Annotated in this window: 14 protein-coding genes; 6 read left to right on the top strand and 8 right to left on the bottom strand. The window is 68.4% G+C overall.

The features are described 5' to 3' along the window. Nucleotides 1–21 precede the first annotated feature (21 nt). Nucleotides 22–717 (top strand): potassium channel family protein, encoded by a 696-nt coding sequence (locus M2317_RS15785; protein ID WP_429461763.1) that lies wholly within the window; start codon nt 22–24, stop codon nt 715–717. 81 nt (nt 718–798) lie between these two features. Then, nucleotides 799–2,100, top strand: a complete 1,302-nt coding sequence (gene nhaA / locus M2317_RS15790) for a Na+/H+ antiporter NhaA (RefSeq protein ID WP_429461764.1) — start codon at nt 799–801, stop codon at nt 2,098–2,100. Between the two features lie 104 nt (nt 2,101–2,204). Here the strand turns inward: nhaA and M2317_RS15795 are convergent, their stop codons facing one another. Continuing rightward, a complete protein-coding gene (locus tag M2317_RS15795) occupies nt 2,205–2,720 on the bottom strand; it encodes a flavin reductase family protein (RefSeq protein ID WP_429461766.1) in 516 nt (171 codons plus the stop codon). 50 nt (nt 2,721–2,770) lie between these two features. Here M2317_RS15795 and soxR point away from each other — a divergent pair, with 50 nt between their 5' ends. Then, entirely contained in the window at nt 2,771–3,238 is a 468-nt protein-coding gene (gene soxR / locus M2317_RS15800; protein ID WP_429461767.1) for a redox-sensitive transcriptional activator SoxR, read from the top strand. Here soxR and M2317_RS15805 read toward each other — a convergent pair whose 3' ends face one another. Continuing rightward, nucleotides 3,239–4,738 (bottom strand): SulP family inorganic anion transporter, encoded by a 1,500-nt coding sequence (locus tag M2317_RS15805; protein WP_429461769.1) that lies wholly within the window; start codon nt 4,736–4,738, stop codon nt 3,239–3,241. 177 nt (nt 4,739–4,915) lie between these two features. Between M2317_RS15805 and M2317_RS15810 the strand changes: the two genes are divergently transcribed. Continuing rightward, complete coding sequence (locus M2317_RS15810; protein ID WP_429461770.1) at nt 4,916–6,130, top strand: metallophosphoesterase; 1,215 nt, start codon at nt 4,916–4,918, stop codon at nt 6,128–6,130. Between the two features lie 318 nt (nt 6,131–6,448). Here the strand turns inward: M2317_RS15810 and M2317_RS15815 are convergent, their stop codons facing one another. From M2317_RS15815 to M2317_RS15840, 6 genes are all read right to left on the bottom strand, one after another. Then, complete coding sequence (locus M2317_RS15815; RefSeq protein WP_429461772.1) at nt 6,449–8,734, bottom strand: glycoside hydrolase family 3 N-terminal domain-containing protein; 2,286 nt, start codon at nt 8,732–8,734, stop codon at nt 6,449–6,451. Next, nucleotides 8,731–9,648, bottom strand: a complete 918-nt coding sequence (locus tag M2317_RS15820) for an ABC transporter permease (protein WP_429461970.1) — start codon at nt 9,646–9,648, stop codon at nt 8,731–8,733. The genes M2317_RS15815 and M2317_RS15820 overlap by 4 nt, the downstream gene beginning before the upstream one ends. A 134-nt stretch (nt 9,649–9,782) precedes the next feature. Next, nucleotides 9,783–10,859: an ABC transporter permease gene (locus tag M2317_RS15825; protein ID WP_429461774.1), complete on the bottom strand. Its 1,077-nt coding sequence runs from the start codon at nt 10,857–10,859 to the stop codon at nt 9,783–9,785. After that, entirely contained in the window at nt 10,856–11,665 is an 810-nt protein-coding gene (locus M2317_RS15830; protein ID WP_429461776.1) for an ABC transporter ATP-binding protein, read from the bottom strand. Before M2317_RS15830 ends, M2317_RS15825 begins: the two co-directional genes overlap by 4 nt. After that, complete coding sequence (locus tag M2317_RS15835; RefSeq protein ID WP_429461777.1) at nt 11,662–12,486, bottom strand: ABC transporter ATP-binding protein; 825 nt, start codon at nt 12,484–12,486, stop codon at nt 11,662–11,664. Before M2317_RS15835 ends, M2317_RS15830 begins: the two co-directional genes overlap by 4 nt. 93 nt (nt 12,487–12,579) lie before the next feature. Beyond that, nucleotides 12,580–14,247 carry an ABC transporter substrate-binding protein gene (locus M2317_RS15840; RefSeq protein ID WP_429461779.1) on the bottom strand — a complete coding sequence of 556 codons (1,668 nt, stop codon included), beginning with the start codon at nt 14,245–14,247 and terminating at the stop codon, nt 12,580–12,582. 125 nt (nt 14,248–14,372) lie between these two features. On the opposite strand from M2317_RS15840, the gene M2317_RS15845 reads away from it, so the two are divergent. Together M2317_RS15845 and M2317_RS15850 are read left to right on the top strand one after the other, a co-directional pair. Beyond that, nucleotides 14,373–15,020 (top strand): TetR/AcrR family transcriptional regulator, encoded by a 648-nt coding sequence (locus M2317_RS15845; protein WP_429461782.1) that lies wholly within the window; start codon nt 14,373–14,375, stop codon nt 15,018–15,020. A 22-nt stretch (nt 15,021–15,042) separates the two neighbouring features. Further along, nucleotides 15,043–16,257: an amidohydrolase gene (locus M2317_RS15850; RefSeq protein ID WP_429461784.1), complete on the top strand. Its 1,215-nt coding sequence runs from the start codon at nt 15,043–15,045 to the stop codon at nt 16,255–16,257. The last annotated feature ends 24 nt before the right edge of the window (nt 16,258–16,281 follow it).

Consider the following 16,281-nt stretch of genomic DNA (forward strand, 5'->3'; position numbering starts at 1 on the left):
ACGGACTCGAAAGGATCGCACATGACCAGATTCCTCTCCTTCGGACAGGATGCCCGCCGCATCGCCGAGGCCGACTCCGTGGCCGTCATCGGGCTCGGGCGCTTCGGCACATCGCTCGCGCTCGAGCTGATGGACTCGGGCACCGAAGTGCTCGGAGTGGATGCCGATGAGGCCGTCGTGCAGTCGCTCAACGGGGCGCTGACCCAGGTCGTGCGCGCCGATTCCACGCGGCTCGACGTGCTGCAGCAGCTCGCGATCGGCGAGTTCGACCGGGTCGTGGTCGCCATCGGCAGCGACATCACCGCGTCGATCCTCACAGCATCCCTGCTGCTGCAGCTGAACGTCCCGGTCATCTGGGCGAAAGCGGTCGACGAGCAGCACGGCGCCGTGCTCGAGCAGCTCGGGGTGCACAGAGTGATCTATCCCGAGAAGGACATGGGGCGGCGCGTCGCGCACCTGGTCCGCGGAGCCGCGGCCGACTACCTCGAGATCGACAACGGCTACGCCGTCGTCAAGACCGTCGCTCCGCAGTTCCTGCACGGGATCACCCTCACCGAGGGCGCCGTGCGCAAGACGCATGCCGTGACGATCGCCGCCTACCGCGGCGCAGACGGCGAGTGGCGCAACGCGCAGGCCGACACCGTGCTCGGCGAGGGCGACGTCGTCCTGGTCGTCGGCCCGACCAGGGAGGTTGAGCGCTTCGCGCAGCTGCGCTGAGGGCAACCGCCTCGGCTAGACTGGGTCGCGGAGTGTCGGGAAGTCTGGTCGACGGCCCCCTTCACGACCAGAAAGGCGCTCATGTCGCGCTCTCCGTCTCGCCTCAGCAGCATCTTCCCCTCGGCATCCCGCGCGGAATCGCGCCGCATCACCGAGATCCTCCGCAAGGAGACCGTCGGCGGCATCCTGCTCGTCGCCTTCGCCGCGATCGCCCTGATCTGGGCGAACTCCCCATTGGCCGACTCGTACTTCGCGATCCGCGACTTCGAGATCGGCTACGAGCCGTGGCACCTGAAGCTCTCGCTGGGCGCGTGGGCGGCCGACGGACTGCTGGCGATCTTCTTCTTCCTCGTCGGTCTCGAGCTCAAACGCGAGTTCGTCGCCGGCGACCTCCGCTCGCCCTCGACGGCGATCGTCCCCGTCGTCGCAGCCATCGGAGGCGTCGCGGTCCCCGCACTGCTGTACGTCGCCGTGGTCGGCGTCGGATCGAGCGAAGCGCATGGCTGGGCGATTCCGACGGCGACGGACATCGCCTTCGCGGTCGCCGTGCTCGCACTCATCGGATCCCACCTGCCGAGCGCCCTGCGGATCTTCCTGCTGACGCTCGCCGTCGTCGACGACCTCATCGCGATCGGGATCATCGCGATCTTCTACACCGAGTCGATCGAGTTCGTCCCCCTGCTGCTCGCGCTGGTCACGATCGCCGTCTACGGTGCGATCGCGCAGCGTTTCCGGCAGCTGTTCCACGTGCGTCCGGCCGCCGCTTGGCTGATCCTCCTGCCGCTCGGATTCCTCGCCTGGGCGCTCATGCACGCCTCCGGCATCCATGCCACGATCGCCGGCGTCCTGCTCGGCTTCACGATCCCGGTGCTGCACCGCAAGGCGGATCGGTCGGAGGATGCCGGACCCGGCCTCGCCGAGATCTTCGAGCATCGCTTCCGCCCGCTGTCCGCCGGGTTCGCGGTGCCCGTGTTCGCATTCTTCTCCGCCGGGGTTGCGATCGGCGGGCCGGAAGGCTTCGCGTCGGCACTCACCGACCCGGTGCTGATCGGCATCGTAATCGGCCTCGTCGTCGGCAAGCCGCTCGGCATCACCGCCGCCACCTGGCTCATCACCCGCATCCGGCGCATCAACCTCGATCCGTCGCTGCGGTGGATCGACATCGCCGGGGTCGGCGTACTCGGCGGCATCGGATTCACCGTCTCGCTGCTCGTCGCGGAGTTGAGCTTCGAGGAGGGGAGCACGCACTACGACCACGGCAAGGTGGCGATCCTGTCGGCATCCGTCCTGGCGGCAGTGCTCGCCGCCGTCGTGCTCGGACTGCGCAACCGCCGGTACCGCAAGGCCGAGGAGCTCGCCGCGCTCGACGCGTCCGAGGGCTGAGCGCGCACGCCGTCGAGATCACAGAACGACCTGGACGTTTCACCTGGACCGCTGCGAGAAGCGTGCTGTTCTGCGAGAGGCGCGAGCGCACCCGCAGCCAGACGTCAGGCGGCGGGAAGCGCGTGGAACCGACGATCGAAGTACACCACCGGACGCCCGAGCGGTCCGTCAAGGACATCGAGCACTTCGGCGATGACGACGGTCGACGAGCCGACCGGGATCGTGTGCAGCGCGCGGCTGCGCAGCGCCGCCCTGGCCGTCGGCAGGTGCGGTTCGCCGGTCTCCAGTGCACGCCACCCCTGCTCGGGGGTGAAGCGCTCAGCACCACTGGTCGCGAACGCCTGGGCGAGGTCGGCGTGCGCGTCGTCGATGAGGTGAACGACGAAGGTGTCGGCCGCGAGCAGAGCGCCGGCGCTGCCGGTCGCCCGCGTCACCGAGAACATGATGGCTGCCGGGTCCACCGCCACCGAGGAGACGCTGGATGCCGTGAGTCCCACTGGCCCGGTGTCGATGCTCGCCGTGATGATCGCCACTCCGGACGGATGGGTGCGGAATGCCGCCTTGAGCCCCTCCCCGACGGGAGTGCGCGTCGGGGCGGTGGCAGCTGTCTCTCGGGTCACCTGTCAACGATAAAACCTCAAGTATGCTTGAGGTCAAATCGGGAGGACCCATGACCGAAGCCGCACACGCACCGGACGAGCTGCTCACCGTCGGCGAGATGAGCCACCGCACCGGCGTCGCCGTGTCCGCACTGCACTTCTACGAGAAGCTCGGGTTGATCGCGTCCACCCGTACGCCCGGCAATCAGCGGCGCTACGCCAGGCACATGCTGCGGCGGGTATCACTCATCACCGTCGCGAAGCGGCTCAGCATCCCCCTGTCCGAGGTGCAGGAGGTCTTCGCCGAGGTGCCGATGACCGAGACCCCCAGCCACGAGGACTGGCAGCGCGCGTCCCGCCACTGGAAGCACGAGCTCGAGCGGCGCCGCGAGGGCATCGAGCGGCTGGAGCGCGAGCTCACCGGATGCATCGGATGCGGCTGTCTGTCGATGAAGGCCTGTCGGCTGCTGAACCCCGACGACGCGCTCGGTGCATCCGGAGCCGGCCCTCGTCGGCTGGAGGAGGACGGGGCGGCCTGATCAGGCCGGCGGGAAGCCGCCGGAGAGACGGCCGTGGAACGTCCCGCTCGCCTCGTCGAGACCCACCAGCTCGACCGTCTTGCCGTGCTGCGCGTACTTGGTCTCGATCGCATCGAGCGCAGCGACCGTCGAGGCATCCCACACGTGCGACCGCGACAGATCGATCACGACCCGGTCCGGATCCGCGGCGTACTCGAACTGCGTGGTCAGATCGTTGCTCGACGCGAAGAACAGCTCGCCGTCCACGACGTATCGCGCGGCATCCGCATCGACCGTCCGCGTGACCGCGACGACGTGCGCGACCCGGCGCACGAACAGCACCGACGCGACGAACACGCCGCCGACGACACCCACCGCGAGGTTGTGGGTGAGCAGCACGAGCACCACGGTCGAGATCATGACGAAGGTCTCGCTCTTCGGCATCCGCCTCAGCGTCGAGGGTCGCACGCTGTGCCAGTCGAATGCGCCGATCGCGACCATGATCATGACCGCGACGAGGGCTGCCATCGGAATCGTCGCGACGAAGTCGCCGAACACCACGACGAGCAGGAACAGGAAGATCCCGGCGAAGAACGTGGAGATGCGCGTGCGCGCGCCAGAGGACTTCACGTTGATCATGGTCTGGCCGATCACCGCGCATCCGCCCATGCCGCCGAGGAAGCCGGAGAGCACGTTCGCCGCCCCCTGGGCCCAGCTCTCGCGCGTCTTGTTCGAGTGCGTGTCGGTGATCTCGTCGACGAGCTTGGCCGTCATGAGGGACTCCATCAGCCCGACGACGGCGACGCCGAGCGCGAACGGCGCGATGATCGTGAACGTCTCCCACGTCAACGGCACGTTCGGCAGGAACAGCGAGGGCAGGGTCTCGGGCAGCTCGCCCTGGTCGCCGACCGTGGGCACCTGGATCGCGAACACCAGCACGACCGCGGTGACGATGACGACCGAGATGAGCGGCGCCGGGATCACCTTCGTCAGGCGCGGCATCGCGATCATCACGAGGATGCCGAGGACCACGAGCGGGTACACCAGCCAGGGCACGCCGAGCAGATGCGGGATCTGCGAACTGAACACGAAGATGGCGAGCGCGTTGACGAACCCGGTCATCACGCTGCGCGGGATGAACCGCATGAGCTTCGCGACGCCGAGCACGCCGAGCAGGATCTGGAAGACGCCGGCCAGGATGATCGTGGCGATGAGATAGTCCAGGCCGTACGTCGGCGCCACCGGCGCGACCACGAGCGCCACCGCTCCCGTGGCCGCCGTGACCATCGCTGGCCGTCCGCCGAGGAAGGCGATCGCGACGGCCATGATGAACGACGAGAACAGGCCGACCTTCGGGTCGACGCCGGCGATGACCGAGAAGGCGATCGCCTCCGGGATGAGTGCGAGACCGACGACGAGGCCCGCGAGCACTTCGCGGGTGAGCAGCCGAGGACGTTTCAGCACGGACAGCACCGACGGGTCGTCCCGGTAGCGGGCGCGGTCGTCGAGCGTCGTGGACATGGGGCTCCCCCGGTGGAGTGCGAGAAGTGGACCGTCGGGCGGATCGCCCGTCGCATCAACCCTATTCCGCACGGTGAAGCGCTTTCGTCGCCGTTCACCCGCACGACAGCCCCGTGCCACCTGGCAGCCCTAGTCTCCCCGCGGCGACGATCGCCCGAACGACGAAGGAGAACACGCATGCCCGAACGACTGCCGATCACCCGGCGAACCGTCCTCACCGCTGGTGCGGTCGGCGCCCTCAGCGCCGCCCTGCCGCTCGGCGCCGCAGCGGCCACCGCGAGCCCGCTGTCCGGCGCTGCGGCTTCCTCGTCCGGCAGCCCAAGCAGGAATGCCCCGAAGCTGCGGTTCCGCGCGGACGGCACGTTCAAAGTCGTGCAGTTCAACGACACGCAGGACGACGAGCTCACCGACCGGCGAACCGTCGAGTTGATGGAGAAGGTGCTCGATCAGGAGAAGCCGGACTTCGTCGTCATCAACGGCGACGTGATCACCGGCGGGTGCGAGACCCGACTCGCCGTCAAGCAGGCGATCAACAACGTCGTGCAGCCGATGGAGTCGCGGAAGATCCCGTGGGCGGTCACGTACGGCAACCACGACGAGGACTCCCTCCCGCAGTCGGGCGTGGACGAGGCGGGGATGCTGAAGATCTATCGCTCGTACGAGTACAACGTGAACGCCGAGAACACGCGCGGCGTAACGGGTACCAGCAACACGATCGTGTCGATCGGCTCGGCGGCGAAGAAGAACCGCGACGCGTTCACGCTCTGGCTGATGGACTCGGGTCGTTACGCCCCCGGCGAGATCAACGGTCAGGACTTCGCCGGCTACCCGACCTGGGACTGGCTGCGCATGGATCAGGTCGCGTGGTACCGGGAGCAGTCGCAGCGCCTCGAGCAGCACCGCGGACGCAAGGTGCCAGGGCTCATGTTCCTGCACATCGCCCTGTGGGAGCACCGCTTCATGTGGTGGGGCGGCGTCGACACCCGCACCGCGGCCGATGCGGCGCGCGGCAAGGCACGCCACGGCATCGTCGGCGAGCGCAACGAGGACGAATGCCCCGGTCCGTTCAACTCCGGCATGTACAACGCGATCCTCGAGCGCGGCGACGTGAAGGGCGTGTTCGTGGGACACGACCACATCAACGACTACGTCGGCGACTACTACGGAGTCATGCTCGGCTACGCGCCGGGTACCGGCTTCGGCGCCTACGGACTCTCCGGCGCGGAGCGCAATCGGATGCGCGGCGGCCGCGTCTTCGAGCTCACCGAGTCGGGGGACGACGTCGCGATCGCGACGCGCGTCGTCTATGCCCGCGACCTCGGCATCGACCTGACCGCGAACGACCAGCCCATGGAGCCGCTGCCCCTCGCCCCGCGTCAGGAGCAGGTCTGATCCGCACTCCGGACGCCGGCACATGACCCGGGTCGGATCCCGGACGCCTCACGCCCTTCTCGCCGTGTCGCCACCGTGGCGCGCCGAGCCGGCACCGAGGCGTCCGGGGTCCGGCGCACCGCCACCGCCCTCGCCGACCGAAGGTTCTGGCCGACCGGCCGATGCCGCCGCTGGCTCCCCGCCGCGACGCTGAGGGAAAGACGGTGATCTGCACGGTCGCGTGCCGACCTCCGGATGCTTCGGGCCCTGCGCGGCGTGTCACGACCGCGACACGCCGGGCGCGCCGTGCGCCTTCAGAGATTCGGCTCGCGCGCCGCCTCACCCCAGGACGAAGGATGCTTTCAGCAGCGTCTCCACGCGCGACGACGGGCCGACGAGCAGGCTGAACTCGCCGGCCTCGACGATGCGCTCGCCCGCGGCATCCACGATCGTGCACTCCGCGACCGGGATCTCGATGCGCACGCGCTGGGACTCCCCCGGGGCCAGATCGACCTGGCGGTACGCCTTCAGTTCGCGGTCCGCCCAACTGACCGACGTCACCTCGTCGCGGACGTAGACCTGCACGGTCTCGCGCACCGGCCGGTTCCCCGTGTTCGTCACGGTGACGTCGGCGATCACGACGTCGCCGACGACCGCGGCGGTCAGATCGGAATACTCGACGGTCGTGTACGACAGCCCGTCGCCGAACGCCCACGCCGGAGCCTGGGTCAGATCGGCATAGCGGTGACCGTGCTGGCCACGGATCTGGTTGTAGTACGTCGGCTGCTGCCCGGCGTGCCGTGCGAACGAGATGGGCAGGCGCCCCGAAGGCTCGATCGCCCCCGTGAGCAGCTCGGCGAGCGCGCGCCCGCCCTGCATCCCCGGGTTCGCCGCCCAGATCACGGCGGCCGCCTGCGAAACGGATGCCGGCAGCACGAGCGGCTTCGAGGCGAGCAGCACCACGATCACCGGCTTCCCTGTCGCGATGAGTGCGTCCAGCAGCGCGTTCTGACCGCCGACGAGCTCGAGCGTCGCCGTGGAGCGTCCTTCTCCGTACAGCTCGACACGGTCGCCGACGACCACGACGACGACATCGGATGCCGCGGCGAGTGCCGTGGCCTCCGCGATCTGATCGGGGTCGGCCGCCGCCGGGGTGAAAGCCCGATCCCACGGAACGGGGTTCAGCGCCTCGGCGTCGTTCTCGAACGTGACGATGTCGGCACCGCGTGCGGTGCTGACCGAAAATCCGTCGACGGCGCGCAGCCCGTCGAGCACGGTGGTGATCATGGCGCGCGGCTGCTCATCGAGCCACCCCGCCTGACCGGAGCCACCTGCCCAGTCCCCGAGCTGCTCCTGCGCGTCATCGGCCAGCGGGCCGATGACTGCCACCCGCAGCGGCGCCGACGGCGGACCAGCAGGCGCAGCCGGCGTGCCACCAGGCGCAGCCGGCCGAAGAGGACCTCCAGGCGCAGCCGGCCGAAGAGGCAACGTGCCGTCGTTCTCGAGCAGCACGATCGAGCGCCGTGCGACCTCGAGGTTGAGTTCCGCGTGCGCGGCTTTTCCGACGACGGCGTCCACGTCGCCCGGAAGCCGTGGATCCTCGAACAGTCCGAGCTCGAACTTCAGGGTGAGGATGCGAGTGACGGCCGCGTCGAAGGCGTCCTTCGGCAGGAGACCCTTCGCGACGGCATCCAGCGCTCCTTCGAAGAAGTCCGGCGTGTTCATCACCATGTCGTTGCCGGCGCGCACCGCGGCGGCCGCGGCGTGCGTGTAATCGGGCTGCACATGCTGCTCCCACACCATGCGGCCGACGTTGTCCCAGTCGGTGATGAGGGTGCCGGTGTATCCCCACTCGCCGCGCAGCACGTCGCTGAGCAGCCAGTCGTTCACGGTGATCGGCACGCCGTCCGTCGACTGATAGCCGAGCATGAACGTGCGGCATCCCTCGCGGGCGACGCGCTCGAACGGCGGCAGGAACCAGCTGCGGAGTTTCCGTCGCGAGAGGTCGCCCTCGGAGGCATCCCGGCCGCCCTGCGTCTCGGAGTATCCCGCGAAGTGCTTCGCGGTCGCGAGGATCGCGGTCGGGTCGTCGAGTCCTTCACCCTGGTAGCCGCGCACCATGGCGCTGGCGAGCTCGCCGATGAGGAACGGGTCCTCGCCGAACGTCTCGTTCACGCGCCCCCAGCGCAGGTCGCGGGCGATGCAGAGCACGGGCGAGAAGGTCCAGTGGATGCCGGTGATCGCGACCTCTTCCGCGGTCGCCCGCGCCACCTTCTCGGCGAGCCCGGCATCCCATGAGGCCGCCATCCCGAGCTGGGTCGGGTAGATCGTCGCCCCGGGCCAGAACGAGTGTCCGTGGATGCAGTCCTCGCCGACGATGAGCGGGATGCCGAGGCGCGTCTCGAGCGTCAGCTCACGCGCGCGGATGATCCGCTCGGGCGAGGTGTGCAGGATCGAGCCGGCGTGACGGCGCAGGATGTGGTCGTCCAGGTCGTCGCGGGCATCCAGTTGCAGCATCTGCCCGATCTTCTCCTCCACCGTCATACGACTGAGGAGATCGGCGACGCGGTCTGCGACGGGGAGCGAAGGATCCAGATACGGGAGGGTCTGAGTCTGCAGCGTCATTTCTTCTTTTCAGTGGTCTCGGCGACGGGACGGACGGCCGTTACGGCGTCATTGACGTTCAGCCCCTTCTTCTTCATGGCGCGGGCCCGCTCGCCCGCGGAGCGCAGCCGCGGATTGACGTACTCGTCGATGCCGAAGTTGATCAGCGCGAGCGCGACGCCGATGAACGCGATGCAGAGCCCTGGGGGCAGGTACCACCACCACTGGTTCTGCCGGAACGCGCCCTGAGCGGATGCCCAGTTCAGGATGGTTCCCCAGTTGTACGTGGTGACGGGGATCACGCCGATGTACGACAGCGTCGTGAGCGCGAGGATGGCCGCGGTGACCGTCCCGACGAAGCTCGCCGCGATCAGCGCCATGAGGTTCGGCAGCATCTCGACCGTGATGATCCGGTGCAGCGGCTCGCCGTTCGCGCGGGCCGCCTGGATGAAGTCTCGGTTGCGCAGCGACATCGTCTGCGCCCGCAGGACGCGGGCGCCCCAGGCCCAGCCGGTGAGCCCGAGCACCGCGGCGATGACCCACAGCGGCGGCTCCTCGAACATGGCGGCGACGATGATGATGAGCGGCAGGCCGGGGATGACGAGGAACACGTTCGTCATCGCCGACAGCGACTCGCTCTTCCAGCCGCGGATGTACCCGGCGATCACGCCGACCGTGATGGCGATGACGGTCGCGATCGCCGCGGCGAGGAACCCGACGACGATCACGCCGCGGGTGCCGTGGATGACCTGGCTCAGGACGTCCTCGCCGATGTGGGTCGTGCCGAGCCAGTGATCGGCGGACGGCGGTTCGAACCGGCGCGTGTTGTCAACCTGCGTCGGCGAGTACGGAGCGAGCACGTCGGCGAAGATCGCGATCAGGACGAAGACGGCGAGGATCGCGAGCCCGGTCAGCGACTTGCCGTTGCGGAACATCGCGAAGGCGCTGGAGAGCTTCGACCAGAACGAGTCGGACGGCCTCTCCAGCGGTGCCGCCGTCCGCACGGCGTACGTGTCGGCAGCAGCCGTCTCGGCTGCGGGGCTGCGGGTGGGTGTCGGTGCGTTCATGCTCAGGCCTCCGTCTGGCGCGTGCGCGGGTCGAGGAATGCGTAGGCGACGTCGGCGAGGATGTTCGCCACCAGCACCGACAGCGTGATCACCAGGAACACGCCCTGCATGAGCGCGTAGTCCTTGGCGTTCGTGGCGTCGAGCAGGAGTTTGCCGACGCCGGGGTAGCTGAACACCATCTCCATCACGATCGTTCCGCCGACGATGAAGCCGATCGAGAGCGCGAAGCTCTGGATCTGCGGCAGCACCGCGTTGCGGGCGGCGTAGCTCCACAGCACGCGCTTGTTCGTCATGCCCTTGGCCTGCGCGACGGTGATGTAGTCGTCGTCGAGGACCGTCAGCATCATGTTGCGCATGCCGAGCATCCAGCCGCCCAGCGAGGCGATGATGATGGTCACGGCGGGGAGGGTGCCGTGGTGGATGACCTCTCCGATGAACTCGAACGACCACTCCGGTTTCGTGCCGACGCCGTACGCCTTGCCGATGGGGAACCAGCCGAGGTTCACCGAGAACAGGGCGATCGCGAGCAGCCCGAGCCAGAAGTACGGGATCGTCCCGAGGAAGGTGGTGATCGGGATGAGCACGTCCGCGCGGCTGCCGCGCCGCCATCCGACCATCGCTCCGCCGATCGTGCCGATCGCGAATGAGATGATCGTCGCGAAGCCGACGAGACCGATCGTCCACGGCAGCGCCTGCGAGATCACCTCGGTGACGGGGCGGAGTCCATGCAGCAGCGAGACGCCGAGGTCGCCGCGCAGCAGCAGGCCCCAGTACTCGAGGTACTGCTGGAACATCGACTTGTCGGTGTCCAGGCCCAGCAGGGACCGGAGCGCATCCGCTGCCTCCGGCGACACGTTGCGGTTGCGGGCGAGGTACTGGTCGACCGCGTCTCCCTTCATCATGCGCGGCACGAAGAAGTTGATGGTCAGGGCCGCCCAGAGGGTGAACAGGTAGAAGGCGGCACGGCTGCCGATGAAGCGCCAGGGCACGCGTGCACGGGAGGAGACGACGCGGGTCGCGGTCGTACCCGTGGCGACGGCGTCGACCTGCGGTTCGATGCGAGGTTCGGTGACGGTCATCGGGCTGCTCCCTGGGTTCCGGATGCCGAGGCGAAGTGCTTGTCCGGATCGGGCGATGCGGCGCGCAGCTCCTGCGTGTACGGGTCCTGCGGGCGCAGGATGACGTCGTCGGCGGTTCCGCTCTCGACGATGCGCCCCTGGTTGAGGACGATGATCTCGTCGCTGAAGTGGCGGGCTGTCGCGAGGTCGTGCGTGATGTAGAGAACGCCGAGGCCCTCCTCCCGCTGCAGGTCGGCGAGCAGATTGAGCACGCCGAGGCGGATCGACACGTCGAGCATCGACACCGGCTCGTCGGCGACGAGCAGGGAAGGCCGGGAGGCGAGAGCCCTCGCGATCGCGACGCGCTGGCGCTGACCGCCGGACAGTTCGTGCGGGCGGCGGTCGATCACGGCATCCGGACTCAGGCGGACGCGTTCGAGCAGACGGCGCACCTCGGCATCCTGCTGGGCCCTCGGAACGACCCCGTGCAGGCGCAGCGGCCGTTCGATGTGGTAGCCGATGGAGTGGTACGGGTTCAGCGAGGCGAACGGATCCTGGAAGACCATGCGCAGGCGCTGGCGGTAGGTGCGCAGCCCTTTGCCGCGGCGCGGAACCGGGACGCCGTCGAGCAGAACCTGGCCCTGCGTCGGCGTCTCGAGTTGCGTGAGGATCTTCGCGATCGTTGATTTGCCGCTGCCGGACTGGCCGACCAGACCGATCGTCTGGCCGGAGCGCAGGGTGAAGCCGACGTCGTCGAGGGCCTTGATCTGACCGGCGCCGCGGACGTTGTAGACCTTCGTCACGTGCGAGAACTCGAGCACGGTCATCGTGCCACCATCCCCTTCTCTCCGGTGAGCCGCGGGAAGGACGCCAGCAGCGTCCGCGTGTAGTCGTCCTGCGGGGCGTTCCAGATCCGCTCCGCCGTGTCGAGCTCGACGATCTCGCCGTCGCGCATGATCGCGATGCGGTCGCTGATCTCCAGCAGCAGCGGCAGGTCGTGCGTGATGAAGATGACCGAGAAGCCGAACTCGTGCCGCAGCTGCGAGATCTGGCTGAGGATCTCACGCTGCACGAGCACGTCGAGCGCGGTCGTCGGCTCGTCCATGACCATCAGCTGCGGGCGCAGTGCCAGCGCCATCGCGATCATGACGCGCTGGCGCATGCCGCCGGAGAGCTCGTGCGGGAAGGAGCGGGCGCGATCCGCGCCGACCTTCACGATCTCGAGCAGGTCGGCGGCCTCGGCGCGGCGCTGGCGCGCGCTCAGTTGCGGCCGGTGGATCTCGAACACGTCCTCCAGCTGCGACCCGATGGTCGCGACCGGATTGAGGGCGTTCATCGCCCCCTGGAACACCATCGACACCTTGTCCCAGCGGAAGCGCCGCATCTGTTCTACATCCAGCGCGTTGATGTCGATGTCGCCCTCGGCGGCATCGTGGAAGACGACGGATCCGCTCGTGATCACGGCGGGTGCGCGCAACAGGCGCTGGATGCCGTAGGCGAGCGTGGTCTTGCCGCAACCGGATTCGCCGGCGAGACCGAGGATCTCGCCGCGCTGCAGTTCGAGGGTCACGTTCTTCACGGCTGCCACCGGCGGATCGACGTCGTACACGACCGAGAAGTCGTCCACGGTGAGGAGGGTGTCTGGCATGGAATTCGCTTTCGTGTTCGTCCGGCTGCGCCGACGGCGCTGCGACAGGCTCAGCGAGCCAGTGACTGAGCTCCCTGAGCCTGTCGAAGGGGATTACTTCGCGGTCAGCTTCGACAGGACCTGAACGACGCCCGGCTGGGTCGGGTCGCCCGAGGCGTACTGGTCATCCTCGCTCGGCCACCCGACGTAGTTGCGGGTGTTGAACTGCCCCAGCAGCGGGTGCGCACCCAGCGGGATCGCGGGGACGTTCTCGACGAAGGCCTGCTGCAGCACAGCACTGGCGTCATCGCGCTCCTGCTGCGTACCCGCGTTCGCGAAGGTGTTCAGCGCTTCGGTGACCGCCGGGTCCTCGAAGCGACCGAAGTTGAACTGCGCCTTCCCGTCGACGATCCACCGCGGATCCATCGTGGAGGTGTACAGGCCGTATGCGTTCCCGGTGTCCTCGAGCCAGTGGATGATCGCCTGGAACGTACCCTCCTGACGAGCGGCATCCCAGCCGCCCCAGTCGGGCTGATCGACCTTGACCTCGATGCCGAGGGCGGCGTCGAGCTCTTCGGCGATGAGCGCCTGCTCGGTGTTCCAGTCGCTCCAGCCGGCCGGAACCGAGATCGAGAAGGAGACAGGGGCACCGTCCGGGTCGATCAGCTTCTCATCCGCCCACGTGTAGCCGGCATCCGTCAGGATCTGGCGGGCCTTGTCGATGTCGACGGAGTACTCGGTGGTCGCGAACTCGTCGATGATCTCGTCGGCCAGCACATCGCCGAGGCCGGTGACGTTCCAGACCGGCTCGCTCGCGCCCTCGCGTGCCACGTCCACATAGGCCTGGCGGTCGATCGTCCACGCCAGCGCCTGACGCAGCGCCGGGTCGTCGAACGGTGCGGTCTGCAGGTTGAAGAACACCGTTGCGGATCCTGCGGTCGGTGAGACGAGGAAGTGGTTGTCCTCGTCGGCTGCGAGGTAGCTGTCCTCGATCTGCGGGATGAAGGCCTGCGCCCAGTCGGCGTCGCCGGACACGAGCGCCGTGGTCAGCGCGGCGTTGTCTCCGTATGAGACGTAGTTCAGCGCGGGGACGACGGGCTCTCCACCCCAGTAGTCCTCGTTGGCGACGAGCGTGACGGACTCGGTGGTCCAGTTGTCGAGCACGTACGGGCCGGTGCCGACGGCGAGACCGTCCTCGGTGAGCGGATCGGTGTTGGGGTCTTCGATGTTCTCCCAGATGTGCTTCGGGACGATCGGCGTGTGCAGCACGCGCGCCTGCGACGTGTACTTCGAGTTGCCGAAGGTCAGCGTGATGGTGTCGCCGTCGACGGTGGCGCCCTGGTAGTTCAGTCCCGAGGAGTCGGTCAGCTTGCCGCTCAGGAACTGATCGAACGTGAACACGATGTCGTCGCCCGTGAACGGCTCGCCGTCGCTCCAGGTGACGTCGGCACGCGGGACGACGGTGAGCTCGGTGTAGTCCTCGTTCCATTCGACGGATTCCGCGAGCCACGGGGTCGTGCCGAGATCGCCGGTCGGGTTCACGAGGGCGAGGGGCTCGAAGATGACCTTGGCGTAGCCGTACTTCGATGCGGACGAGTCGCCCAGATACGGGTTGTGCGACTCGGTCGTGATCGCGCCGTCCGGCTTGGCGATCGTCAGCGCCGGCAGGTCGCCGCCGGCGCTGCCGCCGTCGTCACCGCCGCCGGAGGCGCATCCGGCGAGAACCGAGGCGCCGAGGGCCGCGACGGCGAACCCGGCGATGAGGGACTTTCTGAGCTTCATTGCTTCTCCTTGGACACGGTCATCGTGCTGTGGCTGTTACTTACTCGCGAGAAAGTAAGTTGATGCGAGGTTACCGATGAGTAAGTAAGATGGCAAGTCACAGAACCGCAACGGAAAGAGGGACCGTGGTCAGCAGCAGCGACGATGCCGTGCGCACCCGCCCCGCGACGCGAGCCAAGCGCGAGCAGATACTGAAGGCCGCCGTGGAGATCTTCGGCAACAAGGGCTCGACGAACGGCACGCTCGCCGACGTCGCCGAGCAGGTCGGCATCACGCACGCCGGCGTCCTGCACCACTTCGGCTCGAAGCAGAAGCTGCTGCTGGAGGTCCTCGCCTATCGCGACCAGGCCGACGTGCAGGACCTCGAGCAGAAGCACATCCCCGGCGGCCCCGAACTGTTCCTGCACCTCGTGCGAACGGCCTTCGCCAACGAGAAGCGACCGGGAATCGTGCAGGCGTACACCGTGCTGTCCTCCGAGTCCGTGACGGACGAGCACCCCGGTCGCGACTACTTCGAGGATCGCTACACGACGCTGCGCCGCGAGGTGTCCGATGCCTTCGCCGACCTGTGCGCCCAGCAGGGCGTCACGGACACCGGGACGGTGGCCGCGGCATCCGCAGCGATCCTGGCCGTCATGGACGGCCTGCAGCTGCAATGGCTGCTGCATCCGGATGTCGTCGAACTGGGGGCCGCGAGCGAGTTCGCGATCCGCGCGATCGTGAACGCGGTCGTGCGCCCGGGGCCGGAGCTGGCGGACTACGTCACGGGCTGACCCGCACGGCTAGGGTGAAGCCATGACGATCGACCTCGAAGCGCTGTACATCGATCTGCACCGGCATCCGGAGCTGTCCTTCCAGGAGACCAGGACGGCCGGCATCGCCGCCCAGCACCTGCGCGATCTCGGGCTCGAGGTGGAAGAGGGCGTCGGCGTCACCGGCGTCGTGGGCCTGCTCGCGAACGGCGATGGCCCGACCGTCTGGCTGCGCGCCGACATGGACGCGCTCCCCGTCGAAGAGCAGACCGGGCTGCCGTACGCGAGCACGGCGACCGGGATCGACCCATCGGGGACGACGGTGCCGGTCATGCACGCGTGCGGTCACGACATGCACGTCACCGCGATGATCGGAGCGGTCGAGCGGCTCGTCGCCACGCGCGCAGAATGGTCGGGCACGCTCGTCATCCTGATCCAGCCGGCCGAGGAATACGGCGCCGGGGCGCGGGCGATGCTGGATGCCGGCATCCTCGATCGCTATCCGAAGCCCGACATCGTGCTCGGCCAGCACGTCACGCCGTTGCCCGCGGGCATCATCGGCGTGCGCAGCGGCACCCAGATGGCGGCATCCGATGGGCTGACCGTCACCCTGCACGGCCGTGGCGGCCACGGGTCGCGCCCCCACACCACGATCGATCCGGTGGTCATGGCGGCGGCGACCGTGATGCGCCTGCAGACCATCGCCTCGCGCGAGACCGACCCGCAGGGCGTCGCAGTCGTCACGGTCGGCTCGATCCACGCCGGCCTGAAGAACAACATCATCCCGACCGAGGCGACGCTGGAGCTCAGCCTGCGCTATCCCGACGACGCGTCCCGCGCGGCCGTGCTCGCGAGCGTCGAGCGCATCGTGCGCGCCGAGGCGCTGGCGTCCGGGGCCGAGCAAGAACCCGACATCCGCACCGATCACACGCTGCCGCCGACGATCAACGACGCGGATGCCGTCGCCCGCGTGACCTCGGCCTTCCAGCGCGAGCTGGGCGAGACCGCCGTGATCGACCCCGGCATGATCACCGGCAGCGAGGACGTCTCATGGTTCGCCAGGGATGCCGGCGCACCGCTCGTGTTCTGGTTCTGGGGCGGAGTGGACCCTGCGACGTTCGCCGCCGCCACGGCGAACGACACGGTCGCGCACGACATCCCGACGAATCACTCGCCGCTGTACGCGCCCGAGATCCACCCGACGATCGAGGTCGGCGTGACGGCGCTGGCGACCGCGGCCAGGGAATTCCTCGACTGAGCCGGGCACACCCGCACGCGCCGA

The sequence above is a fragment of the Microbacterium sp. ZKA21 genome (genome assembly GCF_050434165.1).
Classification (GTDB): domain Bacteria; phylum Actinomycetota; class Actinomycetes; order Actinomycetales; family Microbacteriaceae; genus Microbacterium.